Raw genomic sequence first — 20,577 nt, 5'->3', positions numbered from 1 at the left:
ATAGACCGAGAAAAGTAAAAAGGGCATAGCCATGCCATGCCCTAGGTATCAGGATATAGATGTTTGCAACAGAGAGAACAACCAAAAGGAGTAGAACATTACCGCGAAAGCAAAGTTCTGAGCAAAAGGGCTGACCTAGACGTCTAACCTAGACTTCGTAGGGAGCCTTGCCGCTGAACTTGACGGTGGCGGGATCGGGGTTGGAACCGATATTGCGAGCCACGCTGCCCACAGCGGTACGGCCTTCGTTCACCTTCTCAGGGAAGACGCCATCGGCGGGGTGCAGATATTGGGTCTCGCCACTGGGATAGATGCGGTAGATTTTGTAATCTTCAATTTTGGGCTTGAACTTGGTGCGGAGCTGGGTGCCTAGGGCGAGGCACTGCTCTTTGCGAGCCAGATACAGAAGGTTTTCCCCTTCGTTCATCATGGCCGCGCCACCCGTGGGCATTTCAAAAACCTGCTTCTTAGAGCTTGTCCAGGTGATGGCGTATTTTTCTTCTACCTGGGCTTTGGTCAGAAGGCCGCCGGTGCTGCCCCCGAAAATAGGTGTTTGACCTGTAAGCGTTTCAGTCATGAATTCCTATCTCTCAACCGTTTGTTGGGAATCCTATCATCGCAAGCGCAGGCAGTAATACCGATTGTTGAGGAAGTGTAACAGTTCTTCAGAGAATCGGCGCTTGTGCGGCATTCCATCCAGCGCCACCATTTTAGCCATAACTTGTGGATGGAGTTACGTTTCTGGGTGAGCTTGCGCTTTATTCTGGGGTTGCACCTGGTTAACCGTGGAGCGATTTATCATCCGATGAGTATTCAAACGATTGTCACCCAGCCCTATGGCGACCAAAAACCCGGCACCTCCGGGTTGCGGAAGAAGGTGAAGGTCTTTCAACAACCCAACTATCTAGAAAATTTTGTTCAAGCGATTTTTAACAGCCTAGAGGGCTACCAAAACCAAACCCTGGTGGTGGGGGGCGATGGCCGCTACTACAACCGTCAGGCGGTGCAGATTATCCTCAAAATGGCGGCGGCAAACGGCTTTGGCCGAGTGCTGGTGGGGCAGGGGGGCATTCTCTCCACCCCAGCGGCCTCCTGCGTGATTCGCAAGAGCAAGGCGTTCGGCGGCATTGTCCTGTCTGCCAGCCACAACCCCGGTGGCCCCGACGAAGACTTTGGCATTAAGTACAACATCGGCAACGGTGGCCCTGCGCCCGAATCCGTCACCGACGCCATCTTCAACAACAGCCAGACCATCACCGAGTACAAAATCCTCGACACCTCCGATATCGACCTAGACCGCGTCGCCACCCACACCCTCGGCCACACCACAATAGAGGTCATCGACTCGGTGACGGACTACGGGGCGCTGATGGAAACCCTGTTTGACTTCGGCCAAATTCAGCAACTCCTCTCCAGCGGCAAGTTTCGGTTTTGCATGGATTCCCTCCATGCCGTCACTGGCCCCTACGCCAAAGCGCTGTTTGAGCGGCGACTCAACGCCCCAGCCGGAACGGTGGTGAACGGCATTCCCCTAGAGGACTTTGGCGGTGGACACCCCGACCCCAACCTGGTCTACGCCCACGACCTGGTGGAGGTGATGTTTGGCGACAACGCCCCCGACTTTGGGGCCGCCTCCGATGGCGACGGCGACCGCAACATGGTGCTGGGCAAGAACTTCTTTGTTACCCCCAGCGACAGTTTGGCCATCCTGGCGGCAAATGCCACCCTGGTTCCGGGCTATCGTCAGGGCATTGCCGGGATTGCCCGTTCCATGCCCACCAGCCAAGCGGCGGATCGAGTGGCGGAAAAGCTGGGCATTCCCTGCTACGAAACCCCCACGGGCTGGAAGTTCTTCGGCAACCTGCTGGATGCGGGCAAAGCCACCCTCTGCGGCGAAGAAAGCTTCGGCACCGGGTCGAACCATATCCGCGAAAAAGATGGCCTCTGGGCGGTGCTGTTCTGGCTCAATATCCTGGCGGTGAAGCAGCAGTCCGTGGAAACCATCGTCCGCGAACACTGGGCTACCTATGGCCGCAACTACTACTCCCGCCACGACTACGAAGGGGTGGACAGCGATCGCGCCAACACCCTAATCGACAACCTGCGCCAGGGTTTGAGTGCAATGCCCGGTAAAACCTACGGATCCTACACCGTGGAGTATGCCGATGACTTTGCCTACACTGACCCTGTCGATGGCAGCGTGTCGGCTAAACAAGGCGTGCGGATTGGCTTCACCGATGGCTCCCGGATGGTCTTCCGCCTCTCCGGCACAGGCACCTCTGGGGCTACCCTGCGGCTGTATGTGGAAAGCTACGAACCCGACGTGGCCAAGCACGACCAAGACACCCAAGCGGCCCTGGCCGAGTTGATCGCCCTCGCCGACGAGATCGCCCAAATCAAACCCCTCACCGGGCGCGACCAGCCCACGGTGATTACCTAGCCTCCGGAGATCGCCAAGTTTCTGCTGCCCAACTAGACAAACAACCCGGCTTCAACTTCGGAAAAGTCACAATTTCTGTGCGCTACCTAAGCAAGAAGCCGGGTTTCTGAAGGGATCAGCCAAGTCCTAGAAGAAGGCGGGCTGGTGGCGGGTAAGGCTGAGGAATTCTTCGCGGGTTTTTTGGTCATCCTGGAAGCAGCCCAGCATGGCGCTGGTTACAGTCCAAGAACCGGGCTTTTGCACGCCGCGCATTACCATGCACATGTGGCTGGCTTCTACCACCACAGCCACCCCACGGGGCTCTAGGATTTCCTGGATGGCTTCAGCCACCTGACGGGTGAGGCGCTCCTGCACCTGAAGGCGACGGGAGTACATTTCCACAATTCGGGCCAGTTTGCTGAGGCCCACTACCCGCTGGTTAGGGATATAGGCGACGTGGGCGCGACCCATGAAGGGCAGCATATGGTGTTCGCACATGCTGAAGAGGTCGATGTCGCGCACCAGCACCATTTCGTTGTGGCCTTCGTCAAAGATGGCCCCGTTGACCAGTTCCTCCAGGGATTGCTGATAGCCACTGGTGAGGAATCGCATGGCATCGGCCACCCGCTTGGGGGTCTTCAGCAGCCCTTCCCGGTCGGGATCTTCGCCCACGGAGAGCAGCATGGTGCGCACGGCTTCCTTCATGTCGTCGTGGCTGGTTTCAGGGATGGCATAGGACTGGGCTTCGCTGCCGTGGCGCAGGGCACGGTCGGGCAGAACGGAAGGAGCATTGCCCAAGGTGCCGATGCCGTTGGGGGCGACTTTGTCATTCAGGCCATTTGAGGATGCGATAGTCATAGGGTTCAACTAAACTCCAGGTGTTCAACAAAACGGAGACCGCTCTCTGAGACGGTCAAACTCGCAGACGGTAAAAAACTTCGTAAACCCTTAGCTGCGTTGGGCGATGCCTCAGCTTGCTACAAGGCCCCTCCAGCGGGCATCAGCACGATATCTTCGATCACCGCTTGGGGGGGTAACAGCACGGTGCTGAGGATGGTCTGGGCCACAATTTCGGGGGTCAGCATTTGGCTGCGGTCGAAATCGGCATGGACGGTCTCGGTATCCCACAGGGGAGTGTTCACCGATCCAGGCGTCACCATCACCACCCGAATGCCATTGGCCCGCTCCTCCACCGCCAGCACCTTAGAAAAGGCCACCAGGGCAGCCTTACTCGCGGTATAGGCTCCCCAATCGGGAAAAGCCGCCTTGGCCGCAATGGAGGAAATGTTGACGATGGTGCCGCCCCCCCCCGCCCGCAGACCGGGCAGCGCCGCCTGAATGCACTGAAAAATACTGGTGAGGTTGAGATCCATGACCTGCTGCCAGTGGTGCAGGGGCATGGTGGCCAAGGCTCCGGTATAGCCCATGCCTGCGTTGTTAATCAACACGCTAAAGGCTCCGAAGTCTTGAATGATTTCGGCCATGCGGGGCTGCACCTGGGGAACATCGGCTAGCTCAATGGCATAGCCCTTCGCCACTACGCCATACTCGGCCAGTTCATCTACTACGGGCTGCAATCGGTCGAGGGAACGGCCTAACAGGGCCACATCAAACCCCGCCTGGGCAAGGGCGTGGGCCGTGGCTCTACCAATACCGCGACTGGCTCCCGTAATCAGGGCGCGACGCGGCAGGTCGGAACGGGGGGGATTGTCCAAAACGGAATACCAAAAACCAACAACGAACGAACCAGGGGGCTAGGCGAGACCTATGGGTGGAGGGCTGCTAAGCTCGCTTCCTTTAGCGTTCCCGGATCGGGGCGGTTGTGCAAACAAGGTCAGGCCCGTTTATATGTTAACAAACGTAAAGCACTTCTCTCGGAAATCGCCACCATAAAAGTCTTTGATGGCTATTCTTGCAGATACCCTATTATTGCACCCCGGTATCCTTTGTGATCCTAGGCCGCTGCTTCGGCAAACACGCCAATTTTGCGGTACTTCTGGTAGCGCATCTGCTGGAGGGCTTCGGGGGTGAGCCGCGACAGTTCTGCCAGGTTTTCCACCAGGGCTTGCTTGAGAATGTCCGCCGCCTGGATGGGGTCGGCATGGGCACCGCCCACGGGTTCGGTCAAAAGCTGATCGAGAATGCCCAGGTTTTTCAAATCCCAGGAGGTGATTTTTAGGGCTTCGGCGGCTTCGGCGGAACGTCCGGCATCCTTCCAGAGAATGGCGGCGCAGGCTTCGGGGCTGGCCACGGTGTAGACAGAATGCTCAAACATCATCAGCCGATCCCCGACGCCAATGCCCAGGGCACCGCCGGAACCGCCCTCGCCGATGATGGTGCAGATGATCGGCACCCGCAGGCCAAACATTTCCCGCAGGTTGTAGGCGATGGCTTCCCCTTGGCCCATTTCTTCGGCCTCGTAGCCGGGATAGGCACCGGGGGTATCAATAAAGGTAATGATCGGCATAGAAAACCGATCCGCATGGCGCATCAGCCGCATGGCCTTGCGGTAGCCACCGGGGGAGGCCATGCCGAAGTTGCGAGCTACGTTGTCCTTGGTGTCGCGGCCTTTTTGATGGCCCAAGATCACCACGGGTCGCCCCTCCAGCCGTGCCACACCGCCCACCAGGGCCGGATCGTCCTTGCCGGAGCTGCGGTCGCCGTGGAGTTCAATCCATTCGTCGGTGATGGCCTGGATGTAGTCTAGGGTGCTGGGGCGGCGGGGATGGCGGGCCACCTGCAACCGCTGGGCCGGGGTGAGGCTGGAGAAAATTTCCTGGCGCAAATGGGCGGCTCTAGCCTCTAGCTGGCGCAACTGGGCCGAGACATCCACATCATTTTTCTCAGCCAGGTCGCGGATTTGGGCAATGCGTCCCTCTAGCTCTGCAAGAGGCTTTTCAAAGGACAGCAAAATCGACTTGCGCTCGTTAGGGGCCATAGCCAGCAATAAACGATAGGAAAAGGGAAACCAAGGCCCAAGAATAACTAGGGCTTTTCTAGGATACCAAGCTGGGTTCCCCTTCCTGCTGTCAATCTTGGTAGGGACTTCCCCCTAGGGTGAATGCCGCCGCTCGTCAGTCCTTTGTAATATCCAGGACGATCTACCCATCCCTAACTCAGGAGAGCGACCTAGAAAAGCGATTTAGAAAGATGAGAAAACCCTAGGGAAAAGATGTCTTAGGAAGGTTGCTACAGCATAGTAGGCTGGAAATCGAGGTCACGCCCTAGAACGTTAGACATTGGGCAGGATTCCCGATTTCCAAAGACCTAGTCGTAGATGTTGGCGGCTTTTAGCATGTGGTAGGTGATCAACAACTGGGTGAGCGCCAAGGGATAGCTTTGCAGGGTTTCGCCCGTGGTGCCGATGACTTTACCGATATCGGTGTTGCCTTCGATGCTGCAAAAACGGCCCAGATAGGGGATTTCGCCGCAGAGGGTGCGCTCCAGTTCCTGTACGGGTTGTTCAGTGGCGTGGCAGTCGATTTCCAGCACGTCCACAGGTTTGCCCATGTCGCGATCTAGCTCTAGGCGCACAGCATCGCTGAGGGTGCCGCCGTGTTTGGTCTCTAGCAGGTGGCTAAAGTCGGGGTGGGGGATGGTGGGGCGCATCACCAGGCGCACGTTCAGCATCAGTTCGTTGGTGCTTTGCTCGTCGCTGGGGGGATAGAAAGACACCACCACGTCGGCCCATTGGCGCTGGGGACGAATGTAGGCTTCGGAATCTTCCTCCCGGGCTTTGATTTGCTCGATCACCTCTTCGGGGGTGTAGCCGCGTTTGCGGGTGTCGCGCTTGATCTTCCAGTTGGCCCGCAGGTCTTCCGGCGGCGCAAGGTAGACCTTCACATCGTAGGCATCGCGGCAGGCACGGGTGGAGTAGCCCAGCAGCCCTTCCACAATCACAAATCGGCGAGGTTCAATATATTCCGGGGCGTCAAATTCGCCGCTGCTGTGGTTGTAGATCGGCTTGAGGATGGGCTGTCCCGTCCGCAGTAGGCCCAGGTGCTGCTGGATGATGTCGATGTAGTTGCAGTCGGGGTGGAGGGCGGAGATGCCCATTTCCTTGCGCTGCTTGCGGTCGTAGCGGTGGTAGTCGTCCGTGCAGATGGTGGTGACTTGGTCTTCGCCTAAAATTTGGGCAATGCCTCGCGTTAGGGTGGTTTTGCCAGCGGCGCTGTCGCCCACGATGCCAAGAATAATTGGACGGCCTACCATGCATTCCTCCAGGGTTGTATAACCAATAGTTAATCATTCCATTGTAGGAACCAACGGGACGCAATCCGATGATTGATTTAGCAAACCAAACGATTTTGGTGACGGGCGGCTCTCGCGGCATTGGCCAAGCCATCGTCAAAACCCTTCATCGGGCCGGAGCCTCGGTAGTGCTGCACTATGGCCAGGGGCAGACCGAAGCCGAAGCCATCGCCGCTGACCTCGGTGCCCATGGGGTGCCCTCCGAGCGGGTGTATTTAGTTCAGACGGATTTGTCCCAACCCGGTGCCGCTAGGGACTTGTGGGCCAAAGCCGTGGCGTGGCGTGGGTCAATCGCCACCGTGGTGAACAATGCCGCTACCATGCCCGCCGCTCCCATTGAGGAAAACTGGGATATCTGGGCCGATGCTTGGCAGCAAACTCTTCAGGTCAACCTGATCGCCGTGGCGGATCTGTGCCGAGAAGCCGTCCTCCACTTTCAAACCCAGGGCGGCGGCACCTTGGTTAATCTCGCCAGCCGCGCCGCCTTTCGGGGCGATGGCCCAGAATTTGCTCCTTACGCCGCTTCTAAGGGTGGTGTGATTAGCCTCACCCGCACCCTCGCCAAGGGCTTTGCGAAGGACGGTGTTCGGGCCTATGCCATTGCCCCCGGCTTCGTCCGCACCGACCGCATCGAGCAAGTGATGGCCGAACGGGGAGATGAGTACGTCACCCGCGACATCCCCATGGGTGCGCCTGCCGATCCCCAAGACATCGCCAACCTGGTCGCCTTCCTCGCCGCTGGCCTTGCCCCCCACGCCACCGGAGCCACCTTCGATGTCAACGGCGCGTCCTACTTTCACTAAGCCAATACCCCTATCCCAAGGTTCTTCCGGCGGTCTATTGTTCCCAATCAATCGCCGCAGATAACCTCGAACTCCCACAGATAACTTTTCGGCGGTTGGGTGCATTGAAGTTGTTAGCCTGTGCCTTCAGCTTTGTGATCCAAAATAAGGTACTTAAAGTCTGTGGACTTAAAAACCTCAAATCGTCTTTACTGGACTCATGGCAGTATCTAGTGAGAAAGATATCAGAAAACAATTTGGTGAACGTCTTCGTTACCTAAGGGGTATCCGTAAACTCTCCCAAGAAGACTTGGCACACTTGTGCAACTTAGACAGGAGCTATATCGGAGGAGTTGAACGTGGACAAAGAAATGTCAGTCTTCTGAATATCAAGAAAATTGCAGATGCGTTATGTGTTTCACCCAGAGAGTTTTTTGATGAGTAACATTCCAGAAAATATCCGCCTAAAAGATTTGGTAATTGTTGCCAACTTGAATAAGCCTTTTTTTGATGATTTTATTAACTTTTTAAGAGCAGAGGGATATGCCGAACTCTATGACTTTGTTGTTGAAAATGATAGTTCTAGAGCGAAGGCAACAATTAAGAAGTATTTAGATCGAAGGATACCCAGCGATCTGAAACTATACGATGGAATAGCTCGTCCGTATTCTGAGGATAAAGCTAAGTGGTTATTGTTAGGATGGATTTTTAGAGATGCTCCTGTACAAAGGCTAGAAGGCTTTTTGAAAAACTTGAGTGGAACACCAAACGAACGTAAAGCTGAACTACTTAATCAAGTTAGACAGTATGCCTCTAGTGTTTTGCCTGACAGTGAAAGATGGGATTGGCTACCAATATTTGAAGTAATGGTTGATCGTTTAGAAGGCAGTCGCCGCTCCATTAAAGGAAACTTATTTGAAGAAATTGTTCGACGTAGCCTCAGCAATATATTCGAGGAAAATGAAATTAACCTCTCAATTGATAAGACGCAAATTAAAATTGGGGGTGAAACTTATGACGTTAAAGTAAGTGGAGGACAAGGTACTATTCTGATACCCGTTAAGACTCGTGAAACAATGGGGGGTGGGCATGCTTTGCTATTTACGAGAGATATTCATAAAGCAATATCTGTAGCAAGTGAGTCTGGATATAACTGTATACCAATTGTGATTGCCGAATCCTGGACAGGAGATCTATCGACTCTTGATTGTCAAGAGTTTATTTACATTAATAAGAATCCAAATCAAGTGAATGAAGTAGAGCCCCTTTTAATTCAAAAGCTTGAAAGCTTAATACACGTTTTTCGCGCTCTCACATAATAAATGAGCTAGGACGAGAAAATTCTCTTGATTGCTATTTCACAGTAGTGCTTATTTAACTCAATTCCAATAAATTTTCGTCCTTTCATAAGAGATACAAGCCCGGTAGTCCCAGAGCCAAAGAAAGGATCAAGAACAACTGAACCTTCGGAGGATCCTGCTAGAATGCAAGGCTCTATTAGTTTTTCCGGAAAAACTGCAAAATGTGCTTCTCTAAACTTAGAGAGGGGTACTTCCCAGACAGTTCTTTTGTTTCTTCCTTTAGGATGAAAAGCTTGATCCCACCGACCTCGGTGAAGATTTGAGTTGCCAGAATTTTTTCCCTGTTCTGGCGTTCCACCTTCTTTGCCAAGATGGTTGCGTCCGCCCTTCATTTTGCTTTTTTCCGAAAAAGTTACATGAGGTTCACGGATAGAGTCAGCATCATAAAAATATTTTGAGTTCTTGGCAAACAGGAATATATATTCGTGATCAGTAGTTGGACGATTTTGCACAGAGGATGGCATTGCATTTGGTTTATGCCAAATAATGTCAGAGCGCAAAAGCCAACCTCGTTCTTTCAAAGCGATTGCCAGCCTCCAAGGAAGCCCAGCTAGATTACCATTGATATATTTATCCCCGATGTTAAGCCAAAGCGTACCGTCTTCTCTTAAAACTCTCTTCACCTCGTCAAAAATATTAACAAGACGCTCTATGTACTCTTCTGGTGTTTGCTCCATACCAATTTGATCGTCCGCACAATAATCACGCTGCCCGTAATAGGGGGGACTGGTGACTACTGTTTGCACTATCGAGCTTGGAAAATTCTTCAAAACCTCTAATGCTTCTCCGTTTAGAACAAAGTTAGCTTGATTGAAGTCAGCTTCATGAATATCTTCTAGCCCAATTATCAGTTTTTTGCCTTCCCCCATAAATAGAGGAAGATTCCCAGTAATGCGATCTAAGGAGACAGTCATGCTTGGCAGCTCATGGTACTTATAGTCATCATACCTTGCTGTCACGAGCATCGCAACCCCAAGGCTTGCCGCCAAGACTACCACACCACAAGGCCACAAGAACAAGTGTTCTGCCCATCCTTGCGGTAAGGAGAAAGTGAATTTTTACATCTTTGACTCAGCATATCTTCAGGAGTCTTTAGAGAACCTAACAAGCAGCAAAGCAGACTAACTAGCACTTCGGTGGCAGACCTTGGTACCTCGTGTTAAGGATGCACCCTATACCCTGGAACCTTGATTTTGCCCAAAGCCCCACGCCACAATATAAAGAAGCCCTGATAAAGAGACCTTGCATCCCGACGTTGGTGCATCGTTTCACGGATGCACCCTACACCCTCTCAATTCCCCACTCCCCACTCCCCACTCCCCAAGTCCCCATGACCGCCACCCACCCCACACCCGCCACTACCCCATCCTCCTCTCTATCTCCCCTCACCGTCGATGTCGCCATCGTGGGCGGCGGCATTGTGGGATTAACCCTAGCGGCGGCGTTGCGGCCCTCTGGGCTGCGGGTGGCGGTGATTGAAGCCCAAACCCCAGCCGCCGCCGCCTCTCGGCAGCGGGCCTATGCCTTTTCGCCCACCTCGGCGGACATTATGAAAGGGCTGGGACTATGGCCGCAGGTGGGGCCAAGAATTTCTCACTTTCGCCAGGTTCGCCTCTCCGATGGCGACCACCCCGAAGTCGTGACGTTCTCGCCCCAGGATTTGGGCGATGAGTCGGTGTTTTATGGGGCCGAGCATGGCGTGTTGATGGAGGCTCTACAAGGGGCGGTGCAGGCGGCAGCGAATATCCATTACCTCAGCGAAACCACCCTAACCGTCACGGAACGCCACGGGGAACGGGTGATTGGCACCCTGACGCCGCCGGAGGGAACCCGCACGTTGGAGGCAGCCCTGGTTGTTGCCGCCGATGGCAAACAGTCGCCCCTGCGGCGGCAGGCCAATATCGATGCCTTTGGTTGGCAGTATTGGCAGTCCTGCATCACCACCGTTTTGGAACCAGAGGGCGACCACCAAGCCACCGCCTACGAACGGTTTTGGCCCAGCGGCCCCTTCGCCATCCTGCCCCTGCCCGGTGGCCGTTGTCAGGTGGTGTGGACATCGCCCCATGAAGAAGCCCAGGCGATTCTGAACCTGCCCGAAGCAGAATTTATGGCCGAGCTAGAACGCCGCTACGGTTCCCACATGGGCAAGCTCAAGCGCCTCACCCCGCCTGCCCTGTTCCCGGTGCAGTTGATGCAGTGCGACCGCTACATTCAGCCCCGCCTCGCCCTGGTGGGGGATGCCGCCCACAGTTGCCACCCCGTCGGCGGACAGGGCTTAAACATGGGTCTTCGGGATGCGGCGGCTCTCGCAGAAGTCCTCACCGCTGCCCACCAAAAGGGTGAAGACCTGGGTGCCGTGACCGTCCTGCGCCGCTACGAACGCTGGCGACGCTGGGAAAACTGGGTCATCCTCAGCTTTACCGACACCCTCACCCGCAGCTTTTCTAACCAAATTCCGCCCATCGTCGCCCTGCGCCGCCTAGGGTTGTGGGTTTTGAACCACGTTTCTCCCCTGCGCCACCTCGCCCTGCGATTGATGACCGGACGCCTAGGCCGAGTGCCCAAGTTAGCCCTGCAAGGTCGCCAGGTTCGGGATGACACGTAGGTCACAACGCTGACGTCAACCACGCACCTCAGCTAGCTATGGCTGAGAGTGCCGCCGTTGCCCAAAAAAGCGGGCTACACTAGGGGCACCGCTGGCTTTCCGGCCTCCTGGCGGTTGCGATCCGCGTCACCGTCTAGCCTCCCCAGATCATCCCGCCCATGGACACCCCTCGTCTTCACCCCGACACCATCGAAGCGGTACGGGATCGCGTCGATATTGTGGATGTGGTGTCGCAGCATGTGGTGCTGAAAAAGCAGGGCAAGGATTTCGTCGGCCTTTGCCCCTTCCACGAGGACAAATCCCCCAGTTTTAGCGTCAGTCCCGGCAAGCAGTTTTACTATTGCTTTTCCTGTGGGGCGGGGGGCAACGCCTTCAAGTTTTTGATGGAGCTGAACAAGCGCTCCTTTGCCGATGTGGTGCTGGATTTGGCCCAGCGCTACCAGGTGCCCGTTACCACCCTGGAACCCGCCAAGCGTCAGGAACTTCAGCGCCAGCTCACCCTGCGGGAACAGCTTTACGAAATTCTGGCCCTCACCGCCCGGTTTTATGAACACGCCCTGCACCAAACCGATGGGGCCGCAGCCCTAGCCTATCTGCGGGACAAACGGGAACTAGAAGACGCCACGATTCAAAAATTTCAACTGGGCTTTGCGCCGGGGGGCTGGCAAACCCTTTACGACTATCTCATTGAGCAAAAAAACTATCCCGTTGACCTCGTCGAAAAAGCGGGCTTGATCGTGCCGCGCAAAAAGGGCGAGGGCTACTACGACCGTTTCCGAGAACGGCTAATGATCCCCATCCGCGATGCCCAGAGCCGGGTGATTGGCTTTGGCGGGCGCTCCCTCGGCGACGAAAAACCCAAGTACCTGAACTCGCCGGATACGGAACTGTTCGACAAGGGCAAAACCCTCTACGGCCTAGATTTGGCCCGTGCCGCCATCGCCAAACAGGATCGCGCCATTGTGGTGGAAGGCTATTTTGACGTGATTGCCCTCCACGCCGCTGGCATTGAAAACGCCGTGGCGGCGTTGGGCACCGCCATCAACGCCGCCCAGGTGCGCCAGGTGTTGCGCTACACCGAATCCAAACAAGTGTTGCTGAACTTTGACGCCGATGCCGCCGGGGTGAAGGCCGCCCAGCGGGCCATCGGCGAAGTGGAGGAAATGGCCTATCGCGGCGATGTGCAACTGCGGGTGCTGAACATCCCCGACGGCAAAGACCCGGACGAATTTTTGCGCCACCACAGCCCCGCCGACTACCGTGATTTGGTCAACGACGCGCCCCTGTGGATCGACTGGCAAATCCACAACCTAATCCAGGGCAAAGACCTGCGGCAGGCCGACCAGTTTCAGCAAACCACCCAATCTGTGGTGAAGCTGCTGAGCGACATTGCCAACGCCGACACCCGCACCCACTACGTCCGCTACTGCGCCGAAATCTTCAGCAATGGCGACAGCCGCCTGGTGCCCCTGCTGGCGGAAAACCTGATTACCCAAGTGCGCCGCCAACGCCGCGCCACCTCCAGCGATACGCCCCCGGCCCGTTCCCTGCCCCGCGCCACCGCCAGCGGCAGTTCCCTAGAGCAAGCCGAAGCCGCCCTGCTGCGCGTGTTCCTCCATCACCCCACCAGCCGCGACGAAATCCGCCAGGTTTTGGAAGATCGCGATTTGCAATTCAGCTACTCCCACCATCGCGCCCTGTGGCGACAAATGCAGCGGTTGCTAACGCCCAGCCCTGATTACCCAGACTCGTCTGCTGCCGATTTGGTGGGCATCCTCCGCAACCAGTTTGCCGATGCCGGAGTCACCAATCCTCACCTCCAAGCCCTGCTCAACCTCAGTGAAAAGACCAAACGGGACGTGATTCGTGCCCCGCTGATCATCCGTGCCGCCGCCGCCTGCATGGAGAAAAACCTCTGCGAAAAGCGCTATCGTCACTTTCTCAACCTCTGGGAAAAGACCGATTGCGCCGCCGATTCGGAACAATTCGCCTACTACCAAAGCCAAATCTACGCCGAAAAACGCCGCATCGAAGCCCTGGATAAGGAACGTCAAGTCACCTTTGAAGACCTCGCAAACCAACCCTGGATGGGCGAACAGTATGATTCGCTGGATCGGTAAACCAAAAATCTGGATGCTGGGGTGAATAGGCTGGGGCCGATTGAGAAGGCAGCCGCAACACCCAATATCCTAGAACGATGCGCTAGCTCCGGGGATGGGCTCTGAGAGAGGGCGATGGCGGAGATTTCACCGTTCCCCCAGCCGTCTGCTCAAAAGCTATCTGCTAAAGCGGTCTTCTTAACCTGCTGCCTCAAAACAAAGATCGGCGGCGGGAGAGAAGTTTGTAGCCAAACCCCATGGCCATGAGGGACACAAAAAATTGCCACAGACTGGTGGGGTTGAGAATGGCCCGACTGCTGGCAAAAACGCAGATTACGCCAAAGGCGACGGCGACCCAACCGAAGGGGCGCATCGGTGGCGGGAGGAAAACGAGGGCAAAGACGCCAATGCACAGGGAAATGACCGATAGATCAGCCGCAATGCCCCGCCACCAGGGATAGGCAGAGGTGGTGAAAATGATATTTTTGCCCAGAAAATAGATGCCCAGCAGGATAAGCGCTAGGCCCAAGAGATAGTTGAAGGCTCGCATGGTGATGAGATGGGTTTGAAGGATCAGTACTGACTAGACAGATGGCGACTCTTGCCTAGGGTACCCAATCGGGCCGTGAAACGACCTCTTGAACCCGCAGGTTTGACCGTCTGGTGTGGCCTTTGAGGGTAGTCCAGCCCAGAAAAATGGGCTCGGCCCAGCCATGAGTAACCTAACCCACCAGTGGAGACAATGGGCGACCTCACTGAGGTCTAGCGACGGCGGTTGACCAACATGATGTAGTACAGCAGGTTGAGGGCGGCGTAGAAGGCCGTGGCCACATAGGTGAGGGCGGCGGCGCTGAGAACGGCCTTGGCTCCTTTGTTTTCTTCCCCTTGCAGAATGCCCAGTTCGTCAATTAGGCGCAGGGCACGGCCAGAGGCGTCAAACTCGACGGGCAGGGTGACAACGTGGAACAGCAACACCGCCGCAAAGAAGAAGATGCCAACCCAGGCGAGGTTTAACCAGACCTGACTCGCGCTAGATAGAATCAGACCCGCCATAATCAGCATGGGGCCGAGGCGAGATCCCAGGTTTACGGCGGGCACCAGGGCGGCGCGGAGGTTCATAAATTTGTAGCCCTCCACATCCTGCAAAACATGGCCGCATTCGTGGGCGGCCACGGCGGCGGCGGCGAGGGAGGTGGAGTTGTAGATGCCCTCAGACAGGCGCACGGCCTTGGCGCTGGGGTCGTAGTGGTCGGTGAGTTCTCCGGCAACAGGCTCGATGCGGATGCCGCTGACACCTTTCTTGGACAGGATAGTTTGGGCGACCTGGGCTCCGGTCATCCCCATGGTGGATTGCACTTGGGAATAGCGGCGATAGGTGCCCTTGACCTTACTTTGGGCCAAGAACATCAGGGCCATGCCGGGAATCATCAGCACAAGATAGATAGGATCGAAGAACATAGGGGGTACTCAGAACGGGGTAGGGGAATGGGGCGACTGGCCCGGTTGCTGAGAACGAGGCCATTGAGAAATTACTGAAATCATACCAGCCGCCCCTAAAAGCGGTAGGGCGGTCGCATCGACCCTGGGGGGATGTTAATCCACCCTTTACGGTGGCGGTCAAGCTACCCCTAACATCAGCCTTTACAATTTATGCGGCGTAGCATTGCGGTTGCGCTGTCACATAGAGGGTTATGGCTGATCGCCTGAAACGGTTTCGCTACGCTGAACGAGCCATCGAAGAAAACTATCGTCGCTCTCGCCGTCACTTGATGCGGGGGGGGGTGGCCTTGGCGCTGATTTTGCTGACAGGGGCGCTTTGGTACAAATATGTGGAGGGCTGGGACTGGATTGACGCTATCTATATGTCGGTGATTACCCTCACTACGGTGGGCTTTGGGGAAATTAACCCACTGACGGCGCGGGGGCGGCTGTTCACGATGGTCTTCCTGCTGGCGGGGGTGGGGGTGATCGCCTACATCCTCAACAACTTCACAGAGTCTATTGTGCAGGGGCATTTGCAGGCGGGCCTGCGCTTACAAAAACGACGGAAATTTATGGAATCTCTTACGGGTCACTACATTATTTGCGGATTTGGGCGCACTGGACGGCAAATTGCCCTGGAATTTACGGCGGAAAAGGTGCCCTTCATTGTGGTGGATTCCGACGATGCCTCGATTCAACTGGCCCAAAGTTTTGACTACATGACTTTCCAAGGCGACGCCACCGAAGACCAAGTGCTGCTGCAAGTGGGCATTGAGCGGGCGCGATGCCTGGTGGCAGCCCTGCCCTCCGATGCCGAGAATCTGTATACCGTGCTGTCTGCCAAAACCCTGGCCCCCACCATTCGCACCATTGCCCGCGCCAGCAGCGAAGAGGCCATCCAAAAAATGGAGCGGGGCGGGGCCGATGTGGTGGTGTCGCCCTACATTAGCGGCGGCAAACGCATGGCGGCGGCGGCCCTACGGCCCCAGGTGGTAGACTTCATCGACGGCATTCTCACCGGATCCGACCGCACCGTTTATGTAGAAGAATTTTTGCTCACCCCCACCACCTGCCCCATCATTGGCTGCACCCTAGGCGAAGCCCAACTGGGCAAGAAATCAGGGGCGTTGATTTTGGCTATTCGCCGCGCCGATAATCACCTGATCGTTGGCCCCAGCGCCGATACTCTGCTCTGCCCAGGGGACTTGGTCATCAGCATGGGAGCCACCGAACAACTGCGCCGCCTCAGCCACATCCTCAGCCCCCTCAAGGCTTAGCCCTTCTCCATTTCAGGATGGGCTGATCGGGGGGGATACCTTTGCGGTACCTTGGACAGAATATTCCCCGTCGTTGGGAAGTCCCGGTACCCTGCGGTCTGCCATGAACCAACTGTTGCTGATTCCCATTGTGGCCTTTGCCAAGGTGCTGACCGTGGTGTTGCGGCTGTCAGGGCGGGGATCGGGGACGGCTTTACCGGGCTACCTCGTCGGTAAGTATTTTCCCTTTGCCCTGGGGGTGCTGGTGCAGCAAATCCCTACCGTGGTGGCGATTACGGGCACCAACGGCAAAACCACCACCCAAACCATGCTCGATGCCATGGTGAGCCAAGGGGATGGCATCAAAATTTTGCGGAACAAAGCCGGGGCCAACCTCAGCCAGGGCATTTTGTCGGAGTTGCTGAAACAGAGCAACGCCCTCGGACGACTGGATTTTACCCATGCCATTTTGGAAGTGGAAGAAGCCACCCTGCCCCGCATCGCCGCCCTGCTCAAACCCCAGGTGATTGCGGTAACAAACCTCTATCGCGATCAGCTCGATGCCTACGGCGAAATTGACCGCACCGAAAAGCTGATCCGCGACGGCATTGCCCAGTGCCCCCAGGCCCAGGTGGTCGTCAACGGCGACGATCCCCGCACCTCCCGCCTCACCCAGGGTTTGCCCAACCCCACCTATTTTGTCTCCCTGGCGGAGGAATACGCCCGCTTTTTGCCCTACGAAGGAAAGCTACACCACCGCGAACCCGGCACCCCAGGGCTAGAGGCCACCGACATCCGCATCAACGAAGACCTCACCACAGACTTCGCCATCCACGGCACCGTCGCGGATCAGACCATCGAGATTGCCCAGGCCCGCACCGCCTCCCCTGGATTTTTCCATGTCTACAACGCCCTCACTGCGCTGACGATGGCGACCCTGATGGGGCTCCCCCCAGACTTGGCCATTCAGGGACTCCAGACCTTCCAACCCGCCTTTGGCCGAGGAGAAATTCTCAGCCGTCAGGTGGGCGACAAAACCGTTCACTATCGCCTGCTGCTGGTGAAAAATCCCGCCAGCTTCAGCCTCAGCCTAGAGTTGCTGCGCCACATTCCCGCCCTCAAGCTCATCCTCGCCATCAACGACAACACCGCCGACGGCAAAGATGTCTCCTGGCTGTGGGATAGCGAACTGGAACGCCTCAACCAGGCCCATTTGGACTGGGTGCTGTGCAGCGGCATTCGCGCCAAGGATATGCGGGTACGGCTGAAGTACGCCCTCGACCAACCGCCCGCCACCATCCCCACCGTGGAATCCATCCAGGACGCCATCGATCAATCCTTCGCCCACGCCCTCCCCGGCGACACCGTTTTTGTGATGCCCACCTACACCGCCATGCTGGAATTTCGCAAACTCATGGGCAAAACCCTGGATATTGTCTGATCCCGACTCCCGATTCCCCACTCCCGACCCCCGATTCCCGACTCCCCCCATGCCCTACTCCCTCACCCTCACCCACCTCTACCCCGACCACCTCAACCTCTATGGCGACACGGGCAACCTCATCGTCCTGCGGCGGCGCTGCCAGTGGCGGGGGATAGATTGTACGATTACCCCCCTGACCATGGGCGATAGACCCAAACCGGGCCAAACCGACCTGTACTTTATGGGCGGTGGCCAAGATAACGACCAAGTGGCGGTAGTAGAAGACTTCCATCAGCTCAAGGCTGACACCATCAAAGCCGATACCGAGGCGGGGGTGGTGTTTTTAGGCGTGTGCGGCGGCTATCAACTGATGGGCAACACCTTTTTGATGGGCAACGGCCAGGAAACGCCCGGTTTGGGGATCATCAACGTGAACACCAAAGCCCCCGGAACCGAAGTTAAACAGCGCTGCATTGGCAACCTAGTGGCGGAAATTCCCGATGCCATGTACCAGGACATTCAGAGCCTCTACGCCGATCCCCAAACGGCTAATTCCCAGACGACCGATGCCCGGACAACGGATTCCCGGACTGGCGCACCCCACACTATCCCCAAAACCCTAGTCGGCTTTGAAAACCACTCTGGCCAAACCTTCTTGGGCGAAGGTGTAGAACCCCTCGCCAAAACCATCGCAGGCTTTGGCAATAATGCCGCTGCCGACTACGAAGGTGCCCGCTACAAAAACGTCTTTGGCAGCTACATGCATGGTTCGCTGCTGCCCAAAAACCCTCACTTTGCGGATTATCTCATCGGCCTTGCCCTGCGCCGCAAATACCAAGACCCCACCCTCACCCTGCCACCCCTAAGCGACACTGAGGAACTAGAAGCCCACGCCTATGCCGTCGCTCGCTATGGCCCAACGAGGGACTAGGCCACCGTTATTTTGGAGATGCGGCGGCTGAGCGCTGTCCCTTTTGGCAATGCCTAGGGCCTAGGTCAGCCCACCGAGGCGAATGCCAGCCCCCAGCACCACAAAGAGAACGGCAAGGGTGGTGACGCCCAAAATGTGAAACGCCAGGGAGTTGAGGTTATCCGCCGATAGGTTGGGGATGATGAAAAAGCGGGCGTGGAGGGCGAGGGCGAGGGTGCCCAGCAACAGCAGCAATTTGATGCCAATATAGACCGACAAAAACGAATCAAAGGCCCAAAAGGTTTGGAAGCCGGGGAAGTAAATCCAGGTAATCCACAGCCCGGTGACGACTTGCAGCACTAGGGCGCTGAGGCCAAAGTTCTCGAAGTGTTCCTCAAACTGATGGATGGGTTTGGGGTCGTTTTGCTTGAGGGCGGTGGGCAGCACGGTGGCCGCCAGTACCAGGTGTCCGCCTGCCCACACCGTTGCGCCGAGGGTGTGGAGGATGATCAGAAGCTTGAAGAGCATGGCTGGTACCGATAAGTTGTTTTTAGAAAAATGATAAGAAATTTGTCATGACTTAAGTAATCGTTTGCTCACAAAGCCAGATTTCTGTATCATCAGCTACAGAAAGGATTTCTTGACCTTCAGGCGTAACAGGTGCCGGGAGATCCCTGAACCCGCTGTCTTGCCCCTTAGCGAAGTGAGTTTTTCCTATGGCTAACCCTGTCCTCAAGTCTTTGCCGTCCTGGGGTTCAGGGGCTATCGCCGCCCCGAACTACCCCACCTGCCAGCTCAACTATACCCGCGACACCTGGGTCAAACTGCGGCAAACGCCCAACCCCTATGCCGCCGATGAAGCCAAGCTGCTGTGCCGGGATGCGGGCCATGCTTGGGTGGTGTGGGTACCCAACCATGGCGAAGTGGTGCTGGATCGCAGTGAGTTTTGGTGCTAGGCATTCGCCCATCGTTAGCGATCTTGTCTGGGCTCGTCTGGCATAACCCCACCGTTCGACATCGTTTCACAGTTGAAGGATTGGCTAACACCGATGGCAATGGATAACGTTTCCACGGATCATCTCTCTGCGATTGACTGGGATGAAATGTTTGAGTATCTACCCGGCACGGTGGTAGAGCTGGTCGAACAACCCGGCATTTTGTATGAAATTGAAGGCTATGAAGCCACGATGGTGCCGCCCATTTGGCTCAAGGGCGATCCGCGTCCGCGCTATCCCCATAATTTGCGTATTATTTCGCGCCAGACGGCCCCCGTGTGCGATCTAGAACCTGCGATGACCTAGCCCTGGGTCACGATTTACCCGCCGATGCGCTGCCGCAGTTTGTCGCGCCAGTTGTCGGATAGCAATGCACAATCGGCTAGGGCTAGGGCGGCGGCTTTGTCGTTTAAATCGTGGTGCATGACCTGGTGGGCGCGGGTGATGGGCCATTCGGGGCAGGGGCGTTCCCGCAATGCCACCGCTTGTCCGGCAGCAACCAGCCCGGTTTGCAGCACCCGAAAGTACCAGCCCGTACGACCGTTGGCTAACACCTGCTGGGTCAGGTCTGCGATGCGCCAGCGACGGGCCAGCTTCCAGCAGGGTTTGCGCGGCTGCGACACCTGCACAACGGCATCCCCGATGGCATAAACATCTCCCACACAGACCTCCGCTTCGGTTTGTCCCGTGATGGTGAAATTTTCGCCAAAGGCTCCGGGGGGCAGGTGGGGCAAGTTTAGGTGCAACTTCCAGAGGTCGTAATGATCCGCACTATAGGCCAGCACCGCCTTATCGACGCCACCGTGGTTTTTCAAATCAGCTTGACCATCGCCCTCTAAATGGGTGGAACCGAGCCAAACTGGCCCAGAAACAGGCTGCTTAAAAAAGCCCGTCGTCCAAGGGTGATCCATCGGGTCGGTGGCATCGGCTTGACCCAAGGTTTGGGGCTGGCCCACCTGAAGGCTGACGAGGGTGATCGGGGGTAGCGTCATGG

The 20,577-nt window shown here is 56.4% G+C and carries 21 protein-coding genes; 11 read left to right on the top strand and 10 right to left on the bottom strand.

The window, feature by feature from the left end; translation table 11 throughout:
* Positions 1-148 precede the first annotated feature (148 nt).
* Entirely contained in the window at positions 149-577 is a 429-nt protein-coding gene (locus GFS31_RS16500; RefSeq protein ID WP_198805856.1) for a photosystem I reaction center subunit II PsaD, read from the bottom strand.
* A gap of 228 nt (positions 578-805) precedes the next feature.
* Here GFS31_RS16500 and GFS31_RS16495 point away from each other — a divergent pair, with 228 nt between their 5' ends.
* The gene (locus GFS31_RS16495; RefSeq protein ID WP_198805855.1) at positions 806-2,440 is read left to right on the top strand and encodes an alpha-D-glucose phosphate-specific phosphoglucomutase; all 1,635 of its coding nucleotides are present in this window, start codon (positions 806-808) and stop codon (positions 2,438-2,440) included.
* Between the two features lie 126 nt (positions 2,441-2,566).
* On the opposite strand, the gene folE is transcribed toward GFS31_RS16495, so the two are convergent.
* The 4 genes from folE to GFS31_RS16475 all read right to left on the bottom strand — a co-directional run bounded on the left by folE (position 2,567) and on the right by GFS31_RS16475 (position 6,631).
* Positions 2,567-3,277, bottom strand: coding sequence for a GTP cyclohydrolase I FolE (gene folE, locus GFS31_RS16490; RefSeq protein WP_198805854.1), 711 nt, complete (start codon positions 3,275-3,277; stop codon positions 2,567-2,569).
* A 119-nt stretch (positions 3,278-3,396) separates the two neighbouring features.
* Positions 3,397-4,134, bottom strand: a complete 738-nt coding sequence (locus GFS31_RS16485; RefSeq protein ID WP_198805853.1) for an SDR family oxidoreductase — start codon at positions 4,132-4,134, stop codon at positions 3,397-3,399.
* A gap of 239 nt (positions 4,135-4,373) precedes the next feature.
* Positions 4,374-5,357 (bottom strand): acetyl-CoA carboxylase carboxyltransferase subunit alpha, encoded by a 984-nt coding sequence (locus GFS31_RS16480; protein WP_198805852.1) that lies wholly within the window; start codon positions 5,355-5,357, stop codon positions 4,374-4,376.
* 329 nt (positions 5,358-5,686) lie between these two features.
* The gene (locus GFS31_RS16475) at positions 5,687-6,631 is read right to left on the bottom strand and encodes a phosphoribulokinase (protein WP_190495048.1); all 945 of its coding nucleotides are present in this window, start codon (positions 6,629-6,631) and stop codon (positions 5,687-5,689) included.
* Between the two features lie 68 nt (positions 6,632-6,699).
* Here GFS31_RS16475 and GFS31_RS16470 point away from each other — a divergent pair, with 68 nt between their 5' ends.
* From GFS31_RS16470 to GFS31_RS16460, 3 genes are all read left to right on the top strand, one after another.
* The gene (locus GFS31_RS16470; RefSeq protein WP_198805851.1) at positions 6,700-7,473 is read left to right on the top strand and encodes an SDR family NAD(P)-dependent oxidoreductase; all 774 of its coding nucleotides are present in this window, start codon (positions 6,700-6,702) and stop codon (positions 7,471-7,473) included.
* A gap of 199 nt (positions 7,474-7,672) precedes the next feature.
* Positions 7,673-7,897: a helix-turn-helix domain-containing protein gene (locus GFS31_RS16465; protein WP_198805850.1), complete on the top strand. Its 225-nt coding sequence runs from the start codon at positions 7,673-7,675 to the stop codon at positions 7,895-7,897.
* Positions 7,890-8,771: a hypothetical protein gene (locus GFS31_RS16460; RefSeq protein WP_198805849.1), complete on the top strand. Its 882-nt coding sequence runs from the start codon at positions 7,890-7,892 to the stop codon at positions 8,769-8,771. The genes GFS31_RS16465 and GFS31_RS16460 overlap by 8 nt, the downstream gene beginning before the upstream one ends.
* Positions 8,772-8,779: 8 nt before the next feature.
* Here the strand turns inward: GFS31_RS16460 and GFS31_RS16455 are convergent, their stop codons facing one another.
* Positions 8,780-9,802 carry a DNA-methyltransferase gene (locus tag GFS31_RS16455; protein WP_198805848.1) on the bottom strand — a complete coding sequence of 341 codons (1,023 nt, stop codon included), beginning with the start codon at positions 9,800-9,802 and terminating at the stop codon, positions 8,780-8,782.
* Between the two features lie 341 nt (positions 9,803-10,143).
* Here GFS31_RS16455 and GFS31_RS16450 point away from each other — a divergent pair, with 341 nt between their 5' ends.
* A complete protein-coding gene (locus tag GFS31_RS16450) occupies positions 10,144-11,418 on the top strand; it encodes an FAD-dependent hydroxylase (protein WP_198805847.1) in 1,275 nt (424 codons plus the stop codon).
* Between the two features lie 158 nt (positions 11,419-11,576).
* Positions 11,577-13,538 carry a DNA primase gene (gene dnaG, locus GFS31_RS16445; protein ID WP_198805846.1) on the top strand — a complete coding sequence of 654 codons (1,962 nt, stop codon included), beginning with the start codon at positions 11,577-11,579 and terminating at the stop codon, positions 13,536-13,538.
* A 190-nt stretch (positions 13,539-13,728) separates the two neighbouring features.
* On the opposite strand, the gene GFS31_RS16440 is transcribed toward dnaG, so the two are convergent.
* Both GFS31_RS16440 and GFS31_RS16435 read right to left on the bottom strand, forming a co-directional pair.
* Positions 13,729-14,067, bottom strand: a complete 339-nt coding sequence (locus GFS31_RS16440; RefSeq protein ID WP_198805845.1) for a hypothetical protein — start codon at positions 14,065-14,067, stop codon at positions 13,729-13,731.
* A gap of 212 nt (positions 14,068-14,279) precedes the next feature.
* Entirely contained in the window at positions 14,280-14,975 is a 696-nt protein-coding gene (locus GFS31_RS16435; RefSeq protein ID WP_198805844.1) for a zinc metallopeptidase, read from the bottom strand.
* Between the two features lie 233 nt (positions 14,976-15,208).
* On the opposite strand from GFS31_RS16435, the gene GFS31_RS16430 reads away from it, so the two are divergent.
* From GFS31_RS16430 to GFS31_RS16420, 3 genes are all read left to right on the top strand, one after another.
* Positions 15,209-16,276 (top strand): potassium channel family protein, encoded by a 1,068-nt coding sequence (locus GFS31_RS16430; protein ID WP_198805843.1) that lies wholly within the window; start codon positions 15,209-15,211, stop codon positions 16,274-16,276.
* Between the two features lie 103 nt (positions 16,277-16,379).
* On the top strand, positions 16,380-17,696 hold the full coding sequence (locus GFS31_RS16425; RefSeq protein WP_198805842.1) for a Mur ligase family protein: 1,317 nt from the start codon (positions 16,380-16,382) through the stop codon (positions 17,694-17,696).
* 49 nt (positions 17,697-17,745) lie between these two features.
* Positions 17,746-18,609: a type 1 glutamine amidotransferase gene (locus GFS31_RS16420; protein ID WP_198805841.1), complete on the top strand. Its 864-nt coding sequence runs from the start codon at positions 17,746-17,748 to the stop codon at positions 18,607-18,609.
* Positions 18,610-18,669: 60 nt separating this feature from the next.
* On the opposite strand, the gene GFS31_RS16415 is transcribed toward GFS31_RS16420, so the two are convergent.
* Positions 18,670-19,116: a CopD family protein gene (locus GFS31_RS16415; protein WP_198805840.1), complete on the bottom strand. Its 447-nt coding sequence runs from the start codon at positions 19,114-19,116 to the stop codon at positions 18,670-18,672.
* Positions 19,117-19,304: 188 nt separating this feature from the next.
* On the opposite strand from GFS31_RS16415, the gene GFS31_RS16410 reads away from it, so the two are divergent.
* Together GFS31_RS16410 and GFS31_RS16405 are read left to right on the top strand one after the other, a co-directional pair.
* Positions 19,305-19,544: a hypothetical protein gene (locus GFS31_RS16410; RefSeq protein WP_225907465.1), complete on the top strand. Its 240-nt coding sequence runs from the start codon at positions 19,305-19,307 to the stop codon at positions 19,542-19,544.
* Positions 19,545-19,637: 93 nt separating this feature from the next.
* A complete protein-coding gene (locus GFS31_RS16405) occupies positions 19,638-19,889 on the top strand; it encodes a hypothetical protein (protein WP_263974859.1) in 252 nt (83 codons plus the stop codon).
* A 14-nt stretch (positions 19,890-19,903) separates the two neighbouring features.
* Here the strand turns inward: GFS31_RS16405 and GFS31_RS16400 are convergent, their stop codons facing one another.
* Positions 19,904-20,575 (bottom strand): MOSC domain-containing protein, encoded by a 672-nt coding sequence (locus tag GFS31_RS16400; RefSeq protein WP_225907464.1) that lies wholly within the window; start codon positions 20,573-20,575, stop codon positions 19,904-19,906.
* Positions 20,576-20,577: the final 2 nt, after the last annotated feature.

This window comes from Leptolyngbya sp. BL0902 (assembly GCF_016403105.1).
Classification (GTDB): domain Bacteria; phylum Cyanobacteriota; class Cyanobacteriia; order Phormidesmidales; family Phormidesmidaceae; genus Nodosilinea.
Note: the sequence above shows the minus strand (reverse complement) of the source record. Positions and strands in the feature narration are given on the sequence as shown.